Genomic DNA, 17048 nt, shown 5'->3' with positions numbered 1-17048 from the left:
GTTCCGGCCCCACCTGCACCCCCGCCGGCCCCGCCGCGGGTATCGCAGGCTGCTGTCGCGAAGGGCAATCCGGGGCAGTATTTCGGCTCTGACAACTATCCGCCGTCGGCATTGCGTGCTGGTGAGCAGGGTCGTGTCGTTGCGGCGCTTACCATCGGTACAGATGGACGCGTGGCTGAGTGCGAGGTCACCGCGTCGAGCGGTAGCGCCGCGCTCGATCAGGCGACGTGCAGGATCGCCAAGAGCCGCGTCCGCTACACGCCGGCCAAGGATGAGAACGGTCAGCCGATCGCGTCCAAGACGTCACTGCCGGTGAAGTGGGTCATTCCGGAATGACCCGCTTCCACTCCACCTTCTGACGCCATTCGTTTTTCAAGGGACTAGCAACACATGATCACCACCATTCTTGCCGCGGCAGCGGCGCCGGCCGCCAAGGGCGACAACCCGTACGGCCTGATCCCCGCGCTCCGCGAGGGCGGCCTGATCTCGCAGACCGTGTTCGGCATCCTCGTGCTGATGTCGATCGTCTCGTTCTACATCCTGTTCTCGAAGCTGTTCGAGCAGCAGAAGATCATCAACCAGGCCAAGCGCGTTCGCCAGGGCTTCTGGAACTCGAACTCGCTGCGCGAAGGCTCGGCCAAGCTCGAGAAGAACTCGGCCTACAAGCAGATCGTCGACGATGGCCTTGCCGCGCAGGAACAGCATCAGAAGCTGACCGATCCGGTCGAGGCGCATGACTGGCTGCACGGTTCGCTCGCGCGGTCGGAAGCGGCGATCAACTCGAAGCTGGGCACCGGCCTCGCGTTCCTGGCGACCGTCGGCGCAACCGCGCCGTTCATCGGCCTGTTCGGCACGGTTATCGGCATCTATCGCGCGCTCATCAAGATCGGTGCGGCCGGTCAGGCGTCGATCGACGCGGTCGCCGGCCCGGTCGGTGAGGCGCTCATCATGACCGCGCTCGGCCTCGTCGTCGCCGTGCCGGCGGTGCTCGCATACAACTGGCTGCAGCGTCGCAACAAGTCGATCGCGGAAGACCTCTCGGCCTTCTCGAACGACGTGCTCGGCTATCTCGCCTCGGGCGGCGCGGTTCGTCCGTCGCTGGCCGGTGCGCCGAAGCCTGCGCCGGCAAAGCCCGCCGCTGCGACCACGACCGCCGGTCAGACCCGCGCGTAAGATGGATAGGGAGGCGGGGCTGCGCCTGTCGCAGCCTCGCTTACCAGCCCGCGGGGTTCACCCAAGGGCCGAATGAGTAGGAAAGCCTGACACATGGCGATGAGCGTTGGCGGCGATTCCGCCGCCGAAACCCCGATGTCGGACATCAACACGACCCCGCTGGTGGACGTCATGCTGGTGCTCCTCATCATCTTCCTTATCGCGGTTCCAGTCGTGATCCAGTCGGTGAAGCTCAAGCTCCCCGATGTGCGTTTCGACCCGACCACGACCAAGCCAGAGAACGTATCGCTCTCGATCACGAGCGACTCGAGCGGCACCTGCAAGGTCTATTGGGGCCTGTCCCCGGTGACCCACCAGGAACTGCTCGACCGTGCGGTGGCTAAGCTCAAGGCGGAGATCGCCCGTCAGGGCGGCGTCAACGCCCCGGGCCTGGAACTGCCCGAGGCGCATATCCGCGGCGACGTGAATACGCCGTGGCGCTGCATCGGCGGTGCGATCTTCAACATGCAGATGGCCGGCTTCGCCAAGGTTGGCTTCATTTCGGAGCCGCCGCCGGGTGAAAACCCAGAGCGGCTGTAAGCCAAGCGGTCAGGAGTAACACGACATGGCAATGAGTGGCGGCCGCGACGACGGCGAGCCGATGATGGAAATGAACACGACGCCGTTGATCGACGTCATGCTCGTGCTCCTCATCATGTTCATCATCACCATCCCGATCCAGACCCACGCGGTTAAGGTTGATCTGCCTCAGAATCAGTCCAACCCCACCCCGCCGCCGGTCGAGCCGGACAAGAACAAGGTCGCGATCGCGGTCGATGGTACCGTCACCTGGAACGGTACGCCTGTGGATGCGGTCACGCTGCGCCAGTATCTGGACGTCGCTGCTGGCATGACGCCGGAACCCGAGCTGCACTTTCAGCCCGATCCGCAAGCGCGTTATGAGGTGGTCGATCGGACGCTGGCAGTGATCAAGCGCTCGAAGGTGACCAAGCTCGGTTTCATCGGGAACGAGCAATATTATCGCGACTTCTAAAGACTGATTCTTTTAGTCACGGTGTGTTGTGAGAGGGCGGCCCCATCCGGGTCGCCCTTTTTCGTGCGAACCGTGCTGACCCGCGTCCTGTAGGCAACGGTGTCATGAGACCATCGCCGGCGCGGACCATCGCCGGCGCGGAACGGTTTGCGAGAATTGCTGCCCCGCCCGGATAAGGCTCAGCGCTCGTCGCCCGATCGTGAGCGCCCGGCGTCGATCACTATCGCCTCACATCGGGCGCGATATCCCAGGCAATCGCATGAATCCACGCCACGACGCTGCCGCCGTCTGGCACCCTGTTGCCGATCCAATGTCCGGTAGCGCCGCTGTGGCGCGCAGCAATATTGGTCCGACGATCGAGCAGCGCCCTGCGCAACGCAAGGTTGTTCCGGGCGGGCACGGATGACCGTTTCAGGAAATTGCCCGCGCGTTACCTAGCGCGCGGGCGCCATTCCGCCTTAGAGTTTGCGGGAAATCACTTCTTTCATGATTTCGTTCGTGCCGCCATAGATCCGGCTGACGCGCGCGCCGCGCCACATCCGAGCGATGGGATATTCGTTCATGTATCCGGCGCCGCCATGAAGCTGTAGGCACTTGTCCATCACTTCCCATTGCAGATCGGTGTGCCACAGCTTGGCGGCAGCACCTTCCTCGTTGGTCAGTTCGCCGTTCAGGTGGCGGGCGATTGCCCAGTCCAGATGCGCCCAGCCGATCTGCAGCTTGGCCTTCAGATCGGCCAGCACGAAGCGGGTGTTCTGGAAATCGAAGATCGTGCCCTTGAACGCCTTGCGATCCTTGGTGAAGGCGACGGTATCATCGAAAGCTTTCTGCGCGGACGCCTGACAGGACACCGCAATCGACAGCCGCTCCTGCGGCAACTGGCTCATCAGATAGACGAAGCCCTTGCCTTCCTCGCCGAGGCAGTTGGTGATCGGGACGCGCACATCCTCGAAGAACAGTTCGGAGGTGTCGGCGGCGTCCTGACCGATCTTGTCGAGCTTGCGACCCTTCTGAAAGCCCTCGCGATCGCTTTCGACCAGGATGATCGACATGCCCTTCCACGCCGGTTGGGCATCGGGATCGGTCTTGGCTACGACGAGCGTCAGGTCGGTGTTCTGCCCGTTGGTGATATAGGTTTTCGATCCGTTGATCACATAATGATTGCCATCCTTGCGCGCGGTGGTGCGGATGGACTGGAGATCGCTGCCCGTGCCCGGCTCCGTCATCGCGATCGCGGTGATAACATCGCCGGACACCATCTTGGGCAGCCATTCCTTTTTCTGCTCCTCCGAACCATAGGTCTCCATGTAGCCGGCCACGATATCGGACTGGAGCGAGAAGCCGGCCGGGACGCCGGAATAGGCCATTTCCTCGTCAACGATCGCGTTATAGCCGAAATCGAGGCCAAGGCCGCCGTAGGCCTCCGGCACGGTGGGGCAGAGCATCCCGATCCCGCCGGCCTGCTGCCAGAAGGATTTCGGCACCAGCCGGTCCTTCTCCCACTGATCTGAGTGCGGCACGCCCTCCTTGGCGAGGAAACTGCGAACCGTCTGGCGGAACGCCTCGTGATCCTCATTGTAGGCGAAACGGCCGGCGACGGTATCGAGCGACATGACGGATCCTCTTCCAAAAACTGCTTGGCACTTTGTCGCCAGCGTGGGGCAGGGGGTCAAGTAACTTTTGTTATGGCGCGTTGCGATGGCTTGCGCGGCGGTGCGCGGCGGCCCAACCTCTCGACTCCGCCGTGAAGACGCGGCAAGGAGCCGGCGAAGGAGATCGTAACAAATGAAACTAGCCAGCCTGAAGCACGGTCGCGACGGAAAGCTCGTCGTCGTTTCGAACGATCTCGCGTGGTATGCCGACGCGAGCCACATTTGCCTCACGTTGCAGGCGGCGCTGGACGATTGGGAGCGGATCGCGCCATCACTGGAACTGCTCGCCACGGACCTTGACCACGAGACGATACCGCGCGCGCGCTTCCACGAGCATGATGCCGCCTCGCCGCTGCCGCGGGCTTATCAATGGGCGGACGGATCGGCCTATGTGAACCATGTCGCGCTCGTGCGGCAGGCCCGGGGCGCGGAGATGCCGGAAAGCTTCTGGCACGATCCGCTGATGTATCAGGGTGGCTCGGATGGCTTCATCGGCCCGCGCGATCCCATTCCGCTGAGAGACGAGGCGTGGGGCTGCGATCTGGAGGCGGAAGTCGTGGTCGTCACCGGCGACGTGCCGCTCGGCGCAACGCGGGAAGAGGCGCTGGCGGCGGTGCGGCTGGTGGGCCTCACCAACGACGTGTCGCTCCGTAATCTGATCCCGGGCGAGCTGGCGAAGGGCTTCGGCTTTTTCCAGTCGAAGCCGGCATCTGCCTTTTCGCCGGTGTTCGTCACGCCGGATGCGCTGGGTGACTGGTGGCGCGACGGCAAGCTGCACCGCAAGCTGATGGTGGACCTGAACGGCGCGCCGTTCGGTCGCGTGGACGCGGGCGAGGACATGACGTTCGATTTTGGCACGCTCATCGCCCATGCCGCCAAGACACGGGCGCTGGGATCGGGCACGATCGTCGGCTCCGGCACCGTGTCGAACCGCGATGCCGATGGGGGGCCGGGTCGCCCGATCGGCGATGGCGGCGTCGGCTATTGCTGTCTCGCCGAGGTGCGCACGGTGGAGACGATCCGGTCCGGGAAGCCGGTCACGCCGTTCCTGAAGACTGGCGACACTATCCGCATATGGGCTGAGGACGAGCGCCACCATCCGATCTTCGGCGTGATTGAGCAGACAGTGGGCGGCTGATGATCCATGTCGGCTGGTGGCCTGGCGGTACGAATTCGCTGGATTTTACGGCTGGTGAGCCCAAAGTTGTGGCCTGCGCCGGCAATCCGTTCGTTGGCGCGGACGATAGAAAATAAGACGGAGGTGAGAGATCATGAAAAAGATCGTCCTTCTCGGAGCGCTTGCATTGGGGATGTTGACGACGGCGGTAACCGCGTCAGCCGCGGATTACCCGCCCTGCACCGCCTCGATGCATGACAATTGCGTACAGGGCGCACGTTCGATGGGTCATGTGCGCCATGCCCGACATCATGCGATGAAGAAGCATCACGCGAAGCGCTGGCATCATGCGAAGCGCGGGCACCATATGAAGCACCACCGGCCGCACAAGGCGAAACATTGAGGATATGACGGCCCCGGCATCATCGCCGGGGCAATCTTCCGGCCATTGCGGCGGGTTCGCCCGACGACGCAAATGCCATTATCCCGACGGGCCTGGATAAGCCGGCGGTCTGGCGCCGCGTTCTGGCTGGTTCGGCTCGCCGCGCTCTCCCCGGAACCGTCGCGAAGCCCGCACCGAAGGTTGATCGCGCGCATCCGAAGCCGCGCTAGTGAAAATCATGGCTGCGGATCGGGATCACGTCCTGCGCCCGATCGCGGAAATGATAGTCTGAGCGTGTGCGGGGACGCCATTGGCGCTCGTCCTTTTCCTTTTCCCCACGATCGGGGCCACCGTGCCCTCCCGTGCCGCGCGCGGTGAGCTTGGGCAGGTCTATGTCTCCCACCTGACGCAGCAGATGCGTGAGGTTCGTAACCTGTTCGGTCACCACATGGATGACGATCCCCTCTTTCTGCACGCGGCCACGGATCGACACCATCGCAGACGTCATGACGATGCGCCGCTGCGCCTCGAACCGATCGGGCCACAGGATGCCGTTGGCGATGCCGCTTTCGTCCTCGATCGTCAGGAACAGCACGCCCTTCGCGCTTCCCGGACGCTGGCGCACGAGGATCAGTCCGGCGACCTCCACCATGCGCCCGTCGCGAATATGCGGAAGATCGGCGCATGGCACGATCCCGCGCCGCTTCAGCTCACCACGCAGGAAGGAAAGCGGGTGCGGCCGGAGCGAAAGCTGCGTCGCGCGATAATCCTCCACCACTTCGCGCCCCGCGGTGAGCGCCTTCAGATGCACCGGCGTCTCGCGCGTCTCCAGCGCGGCGAGCAGAGGGAGCGGCTTTTCACCCAGCCCGCGGATCGCCCACAAGGCTTGTCGCCGGTCCAGCCCCATGCCGGCGAAAGCATCGGCCTTGGCGAGGCGCTCCAGCGCGGCGAGCGGCACGCCCGAACGCCGCCACACATCCTCGATCGAGCCGAAGCGCCCATCCTCGCGCGCGGTGAGTATCCTGCCCGCATGTTCCGCCGACAGCCCCGCGACGATGCGCAGCCCCAGCCGGAGCGGCAGGTAATCCGTCGCACCGGGGCCGGTCGTGCCGATCACCGCCGTGTCCCATTCGCTCTCGACCACGCAGACCGGCCGCACCTCGATGCCATGCGCGCGCGCGTCGCGTACGATCTGCGCCGGCGCGTAAAAGCCCATCGGCTGCGCATTGAGCAAGGCCGCGCAGAACACATCAGGATGATGGCATTTCATCCAGGACGAGGCGTAGGCGATCTTGGCGAAGCTCGCCGCGTGGCTTTCGGGAAAGCCATAGCTGCCGAAGCCTTCGATCTGCTTCACCAGCCGCTCGGCGAATTCCAGCGTGATGCCGCGCTCCAGCATGCCATTGATGAGCGGATCGCGGAACCTGCCGACGCCGCCGGTTGACTTGAACGTCGCCATCGCGCGGCGCAGCCTGTCCGCTTCGCCGGCGGTGAAACCCGCGCCTGCGATCGCCACCTGCATCGCCTGTTCCTGAAACAGGGGAACGCCCAGCGTCTTTTCAAGCACCTCTTTCAACGCATCATTGGGATAGGTGACGGCTTCAACCCCGGTCCGCCGCTTCAGATAGGGGTGGACCATGCCGCCCTGGATCGGCCCGGGCCGCACGATCGCGACCTGGATCGCGATATCGTAGAACTTCCGCGGCTTCATGCGCGGCAACATCGACATCTGCGCGCGGCTCTCGATCTGGAACACCCCCAGCGTATCGGCGCGGCAGATCATGTCGAAAGTTGCCGGATCATCCTCCTGCATCGGCGGGCTGGAGAGGGTGAGGCGCGTATCCTTGTGCGCGGCCAGCAGATCGAAGGCGCGGCGCATGCAGCCCAGCATCCCCAGCCCGAGGATATCGACCTTCATGAAACCGATCGATTCGATATCCTCCTTCTCCCACTCGATCACATGGCGATCGGCCATTGCCGCCGGCTCGATGGGCACAAGTTCGCGCAGCGGCGCGCGGGTCAGCACGAAGCCGCCGGGATGTTGCGACAGGTGACGCGGCGTGCCGATCAGTTCGCGCGACAATTCCAGCGCGAGCGCCAGGCGCGGCTCGCTGGCGTCGAGGTTGAGCGCCGCCACATGGCTGTCCGGCACGCCATCATTAGACCAGCCCCAGATCTGGCTGGAGAGCGCTGCGGTCATGTCTTCCGGGAGACCCAGCACCTTGCCCACTTCGCGGATCGCGCCGCGCGAGCGGAAGCGGGAGACAACGGCGGTCAGCGCGGCATGGTCGCGGCCGTAATGTTCGTAGATCCACTGGATCACCTCCTCGCGCCGTTCGTGTTCGAAATCGACATCGATATCGGGCGGCTCGTGACGCTCCTCGGAGATGAAGCGCTCGAACAGCAGCTTGTGCTTCACCGGATCGATCGACGTGATGTGCAGCGCGAAACAGATCACCGAATTAGCGGCGCTGCCGCGCCCCTGACAGGCGATCTGCTGGCTGCGCGCATATTGGACGATCGAATTCACCGTCAGGAAATAGGGCGCGTAATCCATCTTCGCGACGAGCCGCAGCTCATGTTCAAGCATGTCGCGATGCGCCTGCGATGGGTTTCCGGCAAATTTCTGCTTCAGCCCGTTGAGCGCAAGTGTCGCCAGCGCTTCCTGCGCGTTCTTGCCCGGAATGACGATCTCGTCGGGATATTCATAGGTAAGGTCGCGCAGCGAAAAGGCGCAGCGCTCAACCACTGCCTCCACCGCCGCCAGCGCATGCGGATGATCGCGGAAGCGGCGCGCCATCTCCGCCGGTGACTGGAGATGGCGATCGGCGTTGCGCTCGCGGTGGAAACCGAGATCGTCGATCGTCGTTTTCATGCGGATCGCGGTGACGACATCCTGCAACATCCGCCGCGACGGGTGATGATAGAGCACGTCCCCGGTCGCGAGCGGGATCAACCCGTGCGCCTCAGCCGCCAGCACGGTTTCATGAAGGCGCAGCACGTCACCCGGCCGGCGATGATGGGTGAGGCAGACATGGCCGCGCCCGCCCGCACCAAACACATCGGCCATCCAGCGCAGCGCGCGCGGCTCCGGGATGCGGTCGGCGACCAGCGCGGCCACCAGCCCCTCGGCATAAGGGGCGAGATCGTCCCAGTGCAGGAAGCATTTGCCCTTTTCGCCGCGCTGGGCGTCCGCGCGCGCCTTGCCGATGCTGAGCAGGCTGGTCAGCCGGCTCCAGGCGGCGCGATCCTCGGGCCACACCAGCACCGCATCACCGCTGACCAGATCGAGCCTGCAGCCGGCGATGGGGCGGACGGTGACGCCGATATCCTCGCGCATCCGCTCGCTCGCGCGCAGCGCGCGCACCGCGCCGGCGACCGAATTGCGATCGACGATCCCCAACGCCGGCATTCCCAGCATCGCGGCGGCGGCGAACAGCTCCTCGCAGGACGAGGCGCCGCGCAGGAAGGAATAATGCGTGGTGACCTGAAGCTCGCTGTAGCTCATCCTGCATCACCCGAACGTGCCGTGGATAAACCAGCCGAGATCCCCCGTCTCGGGGCGCACGCCATCGCCGCGTCGGAACAGCCAGAAGCGGCGGCCCGCTTCATCCTCCACCCGGAAATAATCGCGCACGGCATCCCGTTCCGCGCCGCGCCGCCACCATTCGCCGGTGATCCGTTCCGGCCCGTCCCCGCGCACCACCTGATGCCGCTCGCCACGCCAGGTGAAACGGCGCGGCGGCTGATCGGGCAGTTCGGCAAGGACGTGATCGAGCAGCTCGGGGCGATGCAGCAGCCGTACGGGCCGGGGCCAGCGCGGGTGCCACGGGTGATCGGGCGGCCGCTCGTCGAGCCGGCGCACATCGTCGAGCTTCAGCCGCGTGGGGTCTCCGGCGGGCGGATCCAGCGGCGGCGTGGCGGCGACGGCGCGCTCGGGCACATCGCTTTCCACCGGGCGCTGCCGCCACAGCCGCGCATGGCCGATGCGGTTGGCGAGCGCATCCACCAGCGGCGCGAGGTCCGGGGTCTGCTTCTCCGCCAGCGCTGCGCCCAGCGTCTGGGGGCCGAGCGGCTCGGCGCGGCGGATGTGGAGCGCGAGCGTCTCAATGCCGTAGCCGGGTTCGATCTCCTCGATCCGGCGTGCGATCAGGCGGCGGATATGCGCCGCATCGCGGGTCGCGCGGGCGAAGCCGATGCGCAGCACCTGCGCCTGATGATCGAGGCGCTCCGCGACAAATAGCAGCGCGCGCGCGCCCAGCCCCTCGCGGGCGAGCGCGGTCGCAAGCTCGCCGGTCAGGCCGCCCAGCCAGTGATCGATCGCCTCGGCGGTGGCGATCGGCTCGGCGAAGCGGCGCTCCACGCTGATCGGCTGCTGCGGCATGATCGGGGTGAGCGGTTCGGCGGCTAGCCCGGTTGCCTCATCCAGCCGTCGCGTGATCGCGGCGCCGAACCTGCGCACCAGCGGGGCGCGCGGCAGCGCCAGCAACTCGTCGATACGCTCGATACCGAGCCGGTCGAGCAGTTCCAGCGCCTCGTCATCGAGCCGCAGCGCGGCGACCGGGAGGGGAGAAAGGGCGGCACGATGGGCGGCGGGAGAGACGACGATAATGCCCCTTTCACCATCCATGCGGTCTTTCGAGGTGGGTGAGTGGGGCGCAGAATGCGCGCCTGATGCCTTTCCGTAATGCGCCAGCGCCCAGGCTGCGCCACTGGTGTCGGCCACCGCGATGCGGGCGGCGATGCCGATCCGGGCCAGCATTCGAACGATGCGCCCCGCCATTCGCGTCTCGCCACCGTGGAGATGGGAGACGCCGGTGATGTCGAGGAACAGGCTATCGGGATCGGCAATCGCCACGATCGGCGTCCAGCGGCGGGCAAGGGCAAATGCGAGGCGCTCCAGATCGGCGCGGTCGCCGACGGGATCGGCATCGCGCACGTCCAGCCCCGGCACGGACGCCCGCGCCTGCGTCAGCGCCATGCCGGGCGCGATGCCCAGCGCGGCGGCCGCCGGAGAGACAGCGGCGATCTGGACGCGACTGCCGATCTTGTGGGCGGTGACGAGCGGCGTGCCGCCAGGCGAAAAGGCCGGTACGACGCCGCGCCCGCCCTTCGCCCAGCGCGCGCCGGGTCGCCAGCCGGTGATGCGATCGGCCGGACGCGGCGCATGGATTGGTGCAGGCCCCAGCGCGTCAGGCGGCGGTGGCGTGCGCCGCTCCGACCTGACGACGCGGTCGATCGACCAGTGCGGCAGGTAGAGCGAGGCGACCCGTTTCATCCACGGCCTCCACGATCAGATCGAATGGATCGCCGCCGCGCTGGCGGGCGAGCGAAAGGTGCCAGCGCGCGCGGCCGATACCGCCCGCCAACCCCCTGGTGGGAAGCGGTGCGGACGGGGCGGCGGCGACGCGCCAGCGCGTGATCGCGGCGGATGGCACCGCGAGCGGATCTCCGCCCTCCCGCGCATGTCGCTTCATCAGCAGCGCGATCGTGCGCCCGCCCTCGGCGGCGAGTTGCAGGCGGCGGGTGGAGCCCATGGCGGCACGCTTGGCTTCGCCCAGCACCGCGCCCAGGCCGCGGTGGCGGATGCCTTCCTCCATCAGCGCCAGCAGCTCGGCATCGTCGCGCGCCTCGGCGTAGATCACGCGTTCCGGCGAGAGCCCCGCCTGATAGAGGCCAGGCGCGAACAGATCGCGGCGGTGCACCACCCACAGGATCGGCCCCCATGCCCGCGCGGCGATGCCGGCCATGAGCAACGTGGCGCAGGCATCGTCGGCCAGGCTGGGGGTGGCCGGCGCAATCTCGTGCAGCGCATCGAGCCGCAGGCCGCCGGCCGCAAGCCGCGCATCCAGCGCCTCGATTCCGAACGGCATCACCTCACGCCGGCGGTGCCCGTCGCCCTCGATCGTGCGCAGCGTCTCGCGAAGTTGGGCAATGACGGCAGGGCTGGGCACGGAAACACGACTCGCAAGGAGAACAATGTTCCTAATTTGTTCTCACAAAACCGGCGAGTCAATCGCAACTTGTGGAAGTGACAATTTCGTCATGTCATTGAAACTGCCGTGCGGGATCAACATTGCTACGGGACGATCATGCACGGGAGACGGCACATCCACGCGCTAACGCGCCCTGGCCGCTGGTTGCGCTGGCTCGCGATCGCGATTGGCGTGATCGTGCTGATGATCGGCGGTGCCTTGTGGCGGGGCAGCTATTTCGATCTCGATCCCTATGAACGCACCCCGGCGCACGGTCCGACGAGAGGCGATGTCGCGGCGCTGTATCTTTCCGGCGACATGGGCCTGCGCTTCGGCCCGGGCGAGACGATGACGGATCGGCTGGCGGCGCGCGGGATTCCCGTGATCGGTTTCAACACGCCGGTCGCCTTCCGGGTACGGCGAAGCACGGCCGAAACCGAGGCTATCATCGCCGGTGCGATCCGCACCGCGCTGGCCGAGCCGCATACGCGGCGACTGGTACTGATCGGCCGCTCGTTCGGCGCCGACGTGCTCGCCGCCGCGCTCCCCGCGCTGCCCGCCGATCTGCGCCGGCACGTTGCGGCGGTGGTGTTGGTCGTGCCGGGGCGGCAGGTGTTCTTTCGCAGCGATCCCAGCAATATCACCTACCTCGGCACGCCGGACAGCGATGCGCTGCATGGCATTCGCGCGATCACCTGGGCGCCGCTCACCTGCATCCATGGCGTGGAGGAAACCGACAGCGCCTGTGCCGGCGCACGCCAGCCGAATGTGACGAACATCGCCATGCCCGGCGGACATTTCCTAGATTTCGATACCGATGCGATCGTGCACAATGTAATGGAAGCGATCACCCGCGTGACAGCAATGCCGGTGCGGGAATCGAAGGGCAGGGGATGATGCGCTGGAAGATCGCTGCGGCTGCCGTGCTGGGCGCGGCATTCGCGTTGCCGGGCCTTGCGGCCGGCACGGTCGTGCCGTTCGGGATATGGAGCAATCCGCGCGGCACGCTCGCGGTGCGCACCGCCGCATGCGCGAACGGCATATGCGGGACGATCGTCTGGGCCAATGATCGAGCCCAGGCGAACGCGCGTGCGGCCGGGCTTGCGCATCTGGTGGGCACGCAATTGCTGCGCGATTATCATCCGAGCGGCAACGGCTCATGGTCCGGGCGGCTGTTCGCGCCTGACATGAAACGCAGCTTTCCCTCGCGCATCAGCCTTGTCGCGCCTGATCGCCTGCGGATATCGAGTTGCCTCCTGCGGCAATATTTCTGCCGCTCGCAGGAGTGGCATCGGCTGCGCTGATGAAACGTCGAGGGTTCGGGTTTCCCGCATTTTTTGCAAGACATCGCCGCTGGCTGTTGCCGGCGGCCGTGGCATGCGTGGGATCGCTGGGCTTCGTCGCGCTGCGGCTCGTGCTGGCCGAAGTACATCTGCGCGACGTGCGCGCGACGCTGGGGACGGTGGCGGCGGACCGGATCGCACTGGCGGTAGCGCTGACGGCGATGAGTTACACGCTGCTTACGCTGCACGACTGGATTGCATTGCGCGTGATCGGGCGACCGCAGCCGTGGCATATCGGCGCGACCGCGTCGTTCCTCGGCAATGCGATCAGCTATAACCTCGGTCTGTCGCTGCTGACGGGGAATTCCGCGCGCTACCGCATCTATGGTCAGGCGGGGCTTTCGCTCGCCGAGGCGGTGAAGGTTGGCGCGATCGGCACGCTCGCCTTCTGGAACGGCGTGGCGGCGACGGCGGGCGTGGCGCTGCTGATACAGGATTCGCCGCTGCATCTCGGGCGCTGGACGCTGGCGGCGGAGGCAGCGCATGGCTTTGGACTGGCGCTGCTGCTGGGGGCGGCGGTGCTGCCGATCCTGCGCGCGGGCGGCATCCGGCGAATCGGCGTGGCAGGCTTCGACCTGCCGCTACCCGGTTTGCGCGCGCTCTTCGCGCTGGTGGGCATATCGATCGCCGATCTGATGCTGGCGTCGGCGGTGCTGTTCGTGCTGGTGCCGGGGCTGTCGCCGGACGCCTACCCCGCCTTCTTCGTCGCCTATGTGCTGGCGATCGTCGTGGCGGTGTTCGCGCATGTACCGGGCGGGCTGGGCGTGTTCGAGGCGGTGGTTCTCGCGACGCTGCCGGCGGACAAGCCGGCCGTGTTTGCCGGCCTGCTGCTCTACCGGCTGGTCTATTACCTGCTGCCGCTGCTGCTGGCCGCGATCGTGCTGGTGCTGCGCGAGGCGAGCGCGCTGCGGCGGCCGATCGGCGCGGGGCTTTCGATGCTCGACCGGGTGGGGAGGGCGCTCGCGCCCAATGCCATCACGCTGCTGGTGTTCGTCGCGGGCTTCATCCTGCTGGTTTCCGGCGCGCTGCCCGGTGCGCACGAGCGACTGACCGATCTCGACGAGATGCTGCCGTTGCCGTTCATCGAGGGATCGCATCTCGCGGGCAGCCTGGTGGGCACGCTGATGCTGCTCGTCGCCCCCGCGCTCAACGCGCGGCTGCGCAGCGGCTTCGTGCTGGCGCGCATCCTGCTGGTGGCGGGGATCGTCTTCTCGCTGCTCAAGGGGCTGGATTACGAAGAGGCGGCGTTGCAGTTCGTGGTGCTGGTGGTGCTGCAATATGCGCGCCCGGCCTTTTACCGGCGCGGCGGAATCGCCACCGAGCCGCTCGACGGGCGCTGGCTGGCGGGGGCGGCGGCGGCGCTGGCGCTGAGCGCCTGGGCCGGCTTCTTCGCGTACAAGCGCGTGCCATACAGCGACGATCTGTGGTGGAAGTTCGCGCTGCACGGCAATGCGCCGCGCTTCCTGCGTGCCACCTTCGCGGCGGGCGTATTGATGGCGGCGATCGCGATCTGGCACCTGCTCGTCGGCCGCAACGCCCGACCGGCATCCAGCGCCGATCTGCCGGACAGCGTAGCGCGGGTGGCGCTCGCGCATAATGCGCGCACCGACGGCAATCTCGCCTTCACCGGAGACAAAAGCTTCGTCATCTCCGCCGCCGGGGATGCTTTCCTGATGTATCGCCTGCGCGGGCGCACCTGGATGGTGATGGGCGATCCGGTGGGGCCGGAGGCGGCGTGGGGCGAACTCGTCTGGGCGATCCGTCACGCCTGTGATGCCGCGCACGGGCGGTTATGCTTCTACCAGATCAGCAGTGAGATGCTCCCGCTGATGATCGACATGGGGCTTGAGGTGATGAAATATGGCGAGGAGGCGCATGTCGATCTCGCCGATTTCTCGCTTGAAGGGCCACAGGCGAAGGATTTCCGCGCCGCGCTGCGCCGGGCGGATCGCGACGGGCTGACCTTCGCCGTCATCCCACCGGCCGGGGTGACGGCGATCATTCCGGAGCTGCGCGCGGTTTCCGATGCGTGGCTGGAGGATCGGGGCGGGGACGAGAAGCGCTTCAGCCTCGGGCCGTTTGATCCCGATTATCTCGCACGGTTCCCGATCGCGGTAGTGCGACAGGAGGGGCGCCTGCTCGCCTTCGCGAATATCTGGATCAATGGCTCTGGCGGGGAGATGTCGGTCGATCTGATGCGCCATCTCCCCGATGCGCCCGCGGGGACGATGGACATGATGTTCGTGCGGCTGTTCCAATGGGGGCGGGAGCAGGGGCACGAGACGTTCAACCTCGGTCTCGCGCCGTTGTCCGGCATGCCGGAGGACCGCCTCGCGCCGATCTGGGCGAAGATCGGGCGCACGCTGTTCGAGCGCGGCGAGCGGCTGTATCGTTTCACCGGGCTGCGCGCGTTCAAGGAGAAGTTCCAGCCGCAATGGGAGCCGCGCTACATTGCCACGCCCGGGGGGCTGCCGCGCCTGCGCGCGCTGGTGGCGCTGGTCGGTGCGGTGAACAGTTGACACGGCAGGAACGCGGCGCGGCGGTCCGCGTTATCTTTCCACACATAAGGAGAGCGCGATGCCGCCGGAAAATCAGCACCCCAATCAGGATGCCGGGCAGGACGATTCGATCCGTCGGCGCCTGAAGAAAGACCCCTCCGACAAGGAGGCGAAGCTCGACAGCGCGCTGGATGAATCGATGGATGCTTCGGATCCGCCGGGGCTCACGCAACCGGGAAAAGGCAAGGATCCGGCGCCCTCATCGGGCTATAGCGAGGAAGCCGAGCGCCAGCAGGACGCCTGATTGTTGCGCAAAAGGCGCACCTTAGCCTCATTGATAACAATCACGCTCCACTCGTCGCAACCATTGTTGCGGCGCGGCAAGCTCCATGATTCACTGATGAACGCCGGGCATCACGGCGTTAAGGGCGGTGTTAACCATCCTGGCGCATGATGATCCGGCCCAATTGGTACGAGGCGGGGTGAGTCGATGAGTGCCAGGATGAAGCCGGCGGAAGGCGCGATGGCGCTGGCCGAAATGAAGGAATTCGCGGGGTTCGCCGCCGCAACCCAACGCTATGTCCGGCGCAGCCTCGATATCGGGCTGGATCGCGACGACGCGATGGCGCGCTGGTCGCGCGATGTTGTCGAGGCTGCGAGCATTCGTGCGCAGGCCCGCCATTATGATCGGTTGTCCGACATCCGTGCGCTCGTGCCCGACGACAGCGGGCTGGATCGCGTGGAGGTGTTTCTTGCGCCGCTCGTCACCGTCAGCGCCTTCGATCTCGGGCAAGGGCGGTTACCGACCTTCTCCGCCTATCGATTCCTGTATGAGCGGTTGATCGGCGCGAGCGTGCGGCCGTGGCTGCCCGGCGCTTTTTGCGCCGCCGCCGCGCTTCCGCATCTCCACCCGGAATTGCGGCGCAAGCTGCTCCAGTCGATCAGCGAGGCGGCGGCGACGGCTTCGGGCTGGTCATCGCGTCAGCCGAGCTTCTTTCCGCACTGGGTCGAAAAGGTGGAAGAGGGCGCGCTGCCGCATTGAGCGACGGCGCGCGCTACCCGCGCATCGCGCCGTCGATCGGCTCGGACGTGACCGGATATCCGGCGTCGTCGGGAATGCAAAGATGTTGTTCGCCGCCACGCTCCTCTGCCCAGGGAGTGATGATGCGTACAGGGGTCGCCCGCGCGTGATCGGCAGCTTCCGCGAAGCTGTCGAACTGCGCCAGCCGCTCCAGATTGCGCCGCGTCGGAAAGATGATCGCGAGTTTGCCCGCATCCGCGTCGTCGAGCACCGATTGCGCGGTCGCCCATACGAGGCGGACATTCTCTGTCTCGTCCACGGTGGCGCGGGGGGCGTCGGCAGGTAATTCGGCGAGATAGAAGCGGGTGTCGAAGCGGCGCATGTGCGCATGTGCGGGCAGCCAGCGTGCCCACGGCACCAGCAGGTCAAGATCCAGTTCAGCGCCCGCTTCGGCGAGCACCTCCGCGAACGATCTGCCGGCGTGCAGGCCGGCGCGCATCGCATCGAGCGCGGTTGCCGACGGGTCGCTTCTCAGCCCCACGGGAAGCCCGGCCTCCTCGATCGTTTCGCGGATCGCGGCGATGCGCGCTGCTGTTTCCTCTCCGCCACCCAAACCCGCTCCCAACAAATGGTCGCCTGCGTCCACACGGCCGCCTGGAAAAACCATCGCCCCGCCAGCGAAAACCATCGCCTTGGCGCGCTCCACCATCAGCAGTTCGGGCGCGGCGACGCCGGCGCGGAATATCACCAGGGTGGCGGCGGGAATTGCGGGCGGCAGATCGCTATCGCTCATATCATCCGTCGCCTTTCTATCGGCACTCTATCGTTATCGGTGCTCCGATGGCATCTTCACT

General features: G+C 66.3%; 16 protein-coding genes. 11 read left to right on the top strand and 5 right to left on the bottom strand.

What is annotated here, in order from left to right; all coding sequences use genetic code 11:
- The 4 genes from FFS35_RS18315 to FFS35_RS18300 all read left to right on the top strand — a co-directional run.
- On the top strand, positions 1-336 hold a 336-nt coding region (locus FFS35_RS18315), incomplete at its 5' end, for an energy transducer TonB (RefSeq protein ID WP_137788301.1).
- A 54-nt stretch (positions 337-390) separates the two neighbouring features.
- Positions 391-1173 carry a MotA/TolQ/ExbB proton channel family protein gene (locus tag FFS35_RS18310; protein WP_137788300.1) on the top strand — a complete coding sequence of 261 codons (783 nt, stop codon included), beginning with the start codon at positions 391-393 and terminating at the stop codon, positions 1171-1173.
- Positions 1174-1266: 93 nt separating this feature from the next.
- Complete coding sequence (locus FFS35_RS18305; protein WP_137788299.1) at positions 1267-1752, top strand: biopolymer transporter ExbD; 486 nt, start codon at positions 1267-1269, stop codon at positions 1750-1752.
- Positions 1753-1777: 25 nt separating this feature from the next.
- Positions 1778-2206 (top strand): biopolymer transporter ExbD, encoded by a 429-nt coding sequence (locus tag FFS35_RS18300; RefSeq protein ID WP_171007685.1) that lies wholly within the window; start codon positions 1778-1780, stop codon positions 2204-2206.
- Positions 2207-2664: 458 nt separating this feature from the next.
- Here the strand turns inward: FFS35_RS18300 and FFS35_RS18295 are convergent, their stop codons facing one another.
- Positions 2665-3819: an acyl-CoA dehydrogenase family protein gene (locus FFS35_RS18295; RefSeq protein WP_137788298.1), complete on the bottom strand. Its 1155-nt coding sequence runs from the start codon at positions 3817-3819 to the stop codon at positions 2665-2667.
- 172 nt (positions 3820-3991) lie between these two features.
- Between FFS35_RS18295 and FFS35_RS18290 the strand changes: the two genes are divergently transcribed.
- Positions 3992-4996, top strand: coding sequence for a fumarylacetoacetate hydrolase family protein (locus FFS35_RS18290; RefSeq protein ID WP_137788297.1), 1005 nt, complete (start codon positions 3992-3994; stop codon positions 4994-4996).
- Positions 4997-5129: 133 nt separating this feature from the next.
- Positions 5130-5378 carry a hypothetical protein gene (locus FFS35_RS18285; RefSeq protein WP_137788296.1) on the top strand — a complete coding sequence of 83 codons (249 nt, stop codon included), beginning with the start codon at positions 5130-5132 and terminating at the stop codon, positions 5376-5378.
- 205 nt (positions 5379-5583) lie between these two features.
- Here FFS35_RS18285 and FFS35_RS18280 read toward each other — a convergent pair whose 3' ends face one another.
- The 3 genes from FFS35_RS18280 to FFS35_RS18270 are packed head-to-tail and all read right to left on the bottom strand — an operon-like array spanning position 5584 to position 11311.
- Entirely contained in the window at positions 5584-8865 is a 3282-nt protein-coding gene (locus tag FFS35_RS18280) for an error-prone DNA polymerase (RefSeq protein WP_137788295.1), read from the bottom strand.
- Between the two features lie 6 nt (positions 8866-8871).
- Positions 8872-10635, bottom strand: coding sequence for a DUF6504 family protein (locus FFS35_RS18275; RefSeq protein ID WP_137788294.1), 1764 nt, complete (start codon positions 10633-10635; stop codon positions 8872-8874).
- Entirely contained in the window at positions 10550-11311 is a 762-nt protein-coding gene (locus tag FFS35_RS18270) for a protein ImuA (protein WP_137788293.1), read from the bottom strand. The genes FFS35_RS18275 and FFS35_RS18270 overlap by 86 nt, the downstream gene beginning before the upstream one ends.
- Before the next feature lie 108 nt (positions 11312-11419).
- On the opposite strand from FFS35_RS18270, the gene FFS35_RS18265 reads away from it, so the two are divergent.
- From FFS35_RS18265 to FFS35_RS18245, 5 genes are all read left to right on the top strand, one after another.
- Positions 11420-12229, top strand: a complete 810-nt coding sequence (locus tag FFS35_RS18265) for a virulence factor (RefSeq protein WP_249341738.1) — start codon at positions 11420-11422, stop codon at positions 12227-12229.
- Positions 12229-12636 (top strand): DUF2147 domain-containing protein, encoded by a 408-nt coding sequence (locus tag FFS35_RS18260; RefSeq protein ID WP_249341737.1) that lies wholly within the window; start codon positions 12229-12231, stop codon positions 12634-12636. The genes FFS35_RS18265 and FFS35_RS18260 overlap by 1 nt, the downstream gene beginning before the upstream one ends.
- A complete protein-coding gene (mprF, locus tag FFS35_RS18255; RefSeq protein ID WP_137788291.1) occupies positions 12636-15194 on the top strand; it encodes a bifunctional lysylphosphatidylglycerol flippase/synthetase MprF in 2559 nt (852 codons plus the stop codon). The genes FFS35_RS18260 and mprF overlap by 1 nt, the downstream gene beginning before the upstream one ends.
- 58 nt (positions 15195-15252) lie before the next feature.
- Positions 15253-15477 (top strand): hypothetical protein, encoded by a 225-nt coding sequence (locus tag FFS35_RS18250; protein ID WP_137788290.1) that lies wholly within the window; start codon positions 15253-15255, stop codon positions 15475-15477.
- 186 nt (positions 15478-15663) lie between these two features.
- Positions 15664-16215 carry a hypothetical protein gene (locus tag FFS35_RS18245; protein WP_137788289.1) on the top strand — a complete coding sequence of 184 codons (552 nt, stop codon included), beginning with the start codon at positions 15664-15666 and terminating at the stop codon, positions 16213-16215.
- A gap of 13 nt (positions 16216-16228) precedes the next feature.
- Here FFS35_RS18245 and FFS35_RS18240 read toward each other — a convergent pair whose 3' ends face one another.
- A complete protein-coding gene (locus FFS35_RS18240) occupies positions 16229-16987 on the bottom strand; it encodes an NUDIX domain-containing protein (protein ID WP_137788288.1) in 759 nt (252 codons plus the stop codon).
- Between the last annotated feature and the right edge of the window lie 61 nt (positions 16988-17048).

The organism is Sphingomonas sp. 3P27F8 (genome assembly GCF_005502745.1).
Classification (GTDB): Bacteria; Pseudomonadota; Alphaproteobacteria; order Sphingomonadales; family Sphingomonadaceae; genus Sphingomonas.
The sequence above is the reverse complement of the archived record's forward strand: the minus strand, read 5'-3'. Positions and strand labels throughout refer to the sequence as shown.

What these genes read in the sequence shown, in the direction of transcription:
- FFS35_RS18260 (WP_249341737.1), top strand. Translation starts at nt 12,229, where the DNA reads ATGCGCTGGAAGATCGCTGCGGCTGCCGTGCTGGGCGCGGCATTCGCG.
- FFS35_RS18245 (WP_137788289.1), top strand. Translation starts at nt 15,664, where the DNA reads ATGAGTGCCAGGATGAAGCCGGCGGAAGGCGCGATGGCGCTGGCCGAA.
- FFS35_RS18280 (WP_137788295.1), bottom strand. Translation starts at nt 8,865, where the DNA reads ATGAGCTACAGCGAGCTTCAGGTCACCACGCATTATTCCTTCCTGCGC.
- FFS35_RS18250 (WP_137788290.1), top strand. Translation starts at nt 15,253, where the DNA reads ATGCCGCCGGAAAATCAGCACCCCAATCAGGATGCCGGGCAGGACGAT.
- FFS35_RS18290 (WP_137788297.1), top strand. Translation starts at nt 3,992, where the DNA reads ATGAAACTAGCCAGCCTGAAGCACGGTCGCGACGGAAAGCTCGTCGTC.
- FFS35_RS18305 (WP_137788299.1), top strand. Translation starts at nt 1,267, where the DNA reads ATGGCGATGAGCGTTGGCGGCGATTCCGCCGCCGAAACCCCGATGTCG.
- FFS35_RS18295 (WP_137788298.1), bottom strand. Translation starts at nt 3,819, where the DNA reads ATGTCGCTCGATACCGTCGCCGGCCGTTTCGCCTACAATGAGGATCAC.
- FFS35_RS18275 (WP_137788294.1), bottom strand. Translation starts at nt 10,635, where the DNA reads ATGAAACGGGTCGCCTCGCTCTACCTGCCGCACTGGTCGATCGACCGC.
- FFS35_RS18300 (WP_171007685.1), top strand. Translation starts at nt 1,778, where the DNA reads ATGGCAATGAGTGGCGGCCGCGACGACGGCGAGCCGATGATGGAAATG.
- mprF (WP_137788291.1), top strand. Translation starts at nt 12,636, where the DNA reads ATGAAACGTCGAGGGTTCGGGTTTCCCGCATTTTTTGCAAGACATCGC.
- FFS35_RS18285 (WP_137788296.1), top strand. Translation starts at nt 5,130, where the DNA reads ATGAAAAAGATCGTCCTTCTCGGAGCGCTTGCATTGGGGATGTTGACG.
- FFS35_RS18310 (WP_137788300.1), top strand. Translation starts at nt 391, where the DNA reads ATGATCACCACCATTCTTGCCGCGGCAGCGGCGCCGGCCGCCAAGGGC.
- FFS35_RS18240 (WP_137788288.1), bottom strand. Translation starts at nt 16,987, where the DNA reads ATGAGCGATAGCGATCTGCCGCCCGCAATTCCCGCCGCCACCCTGGTG.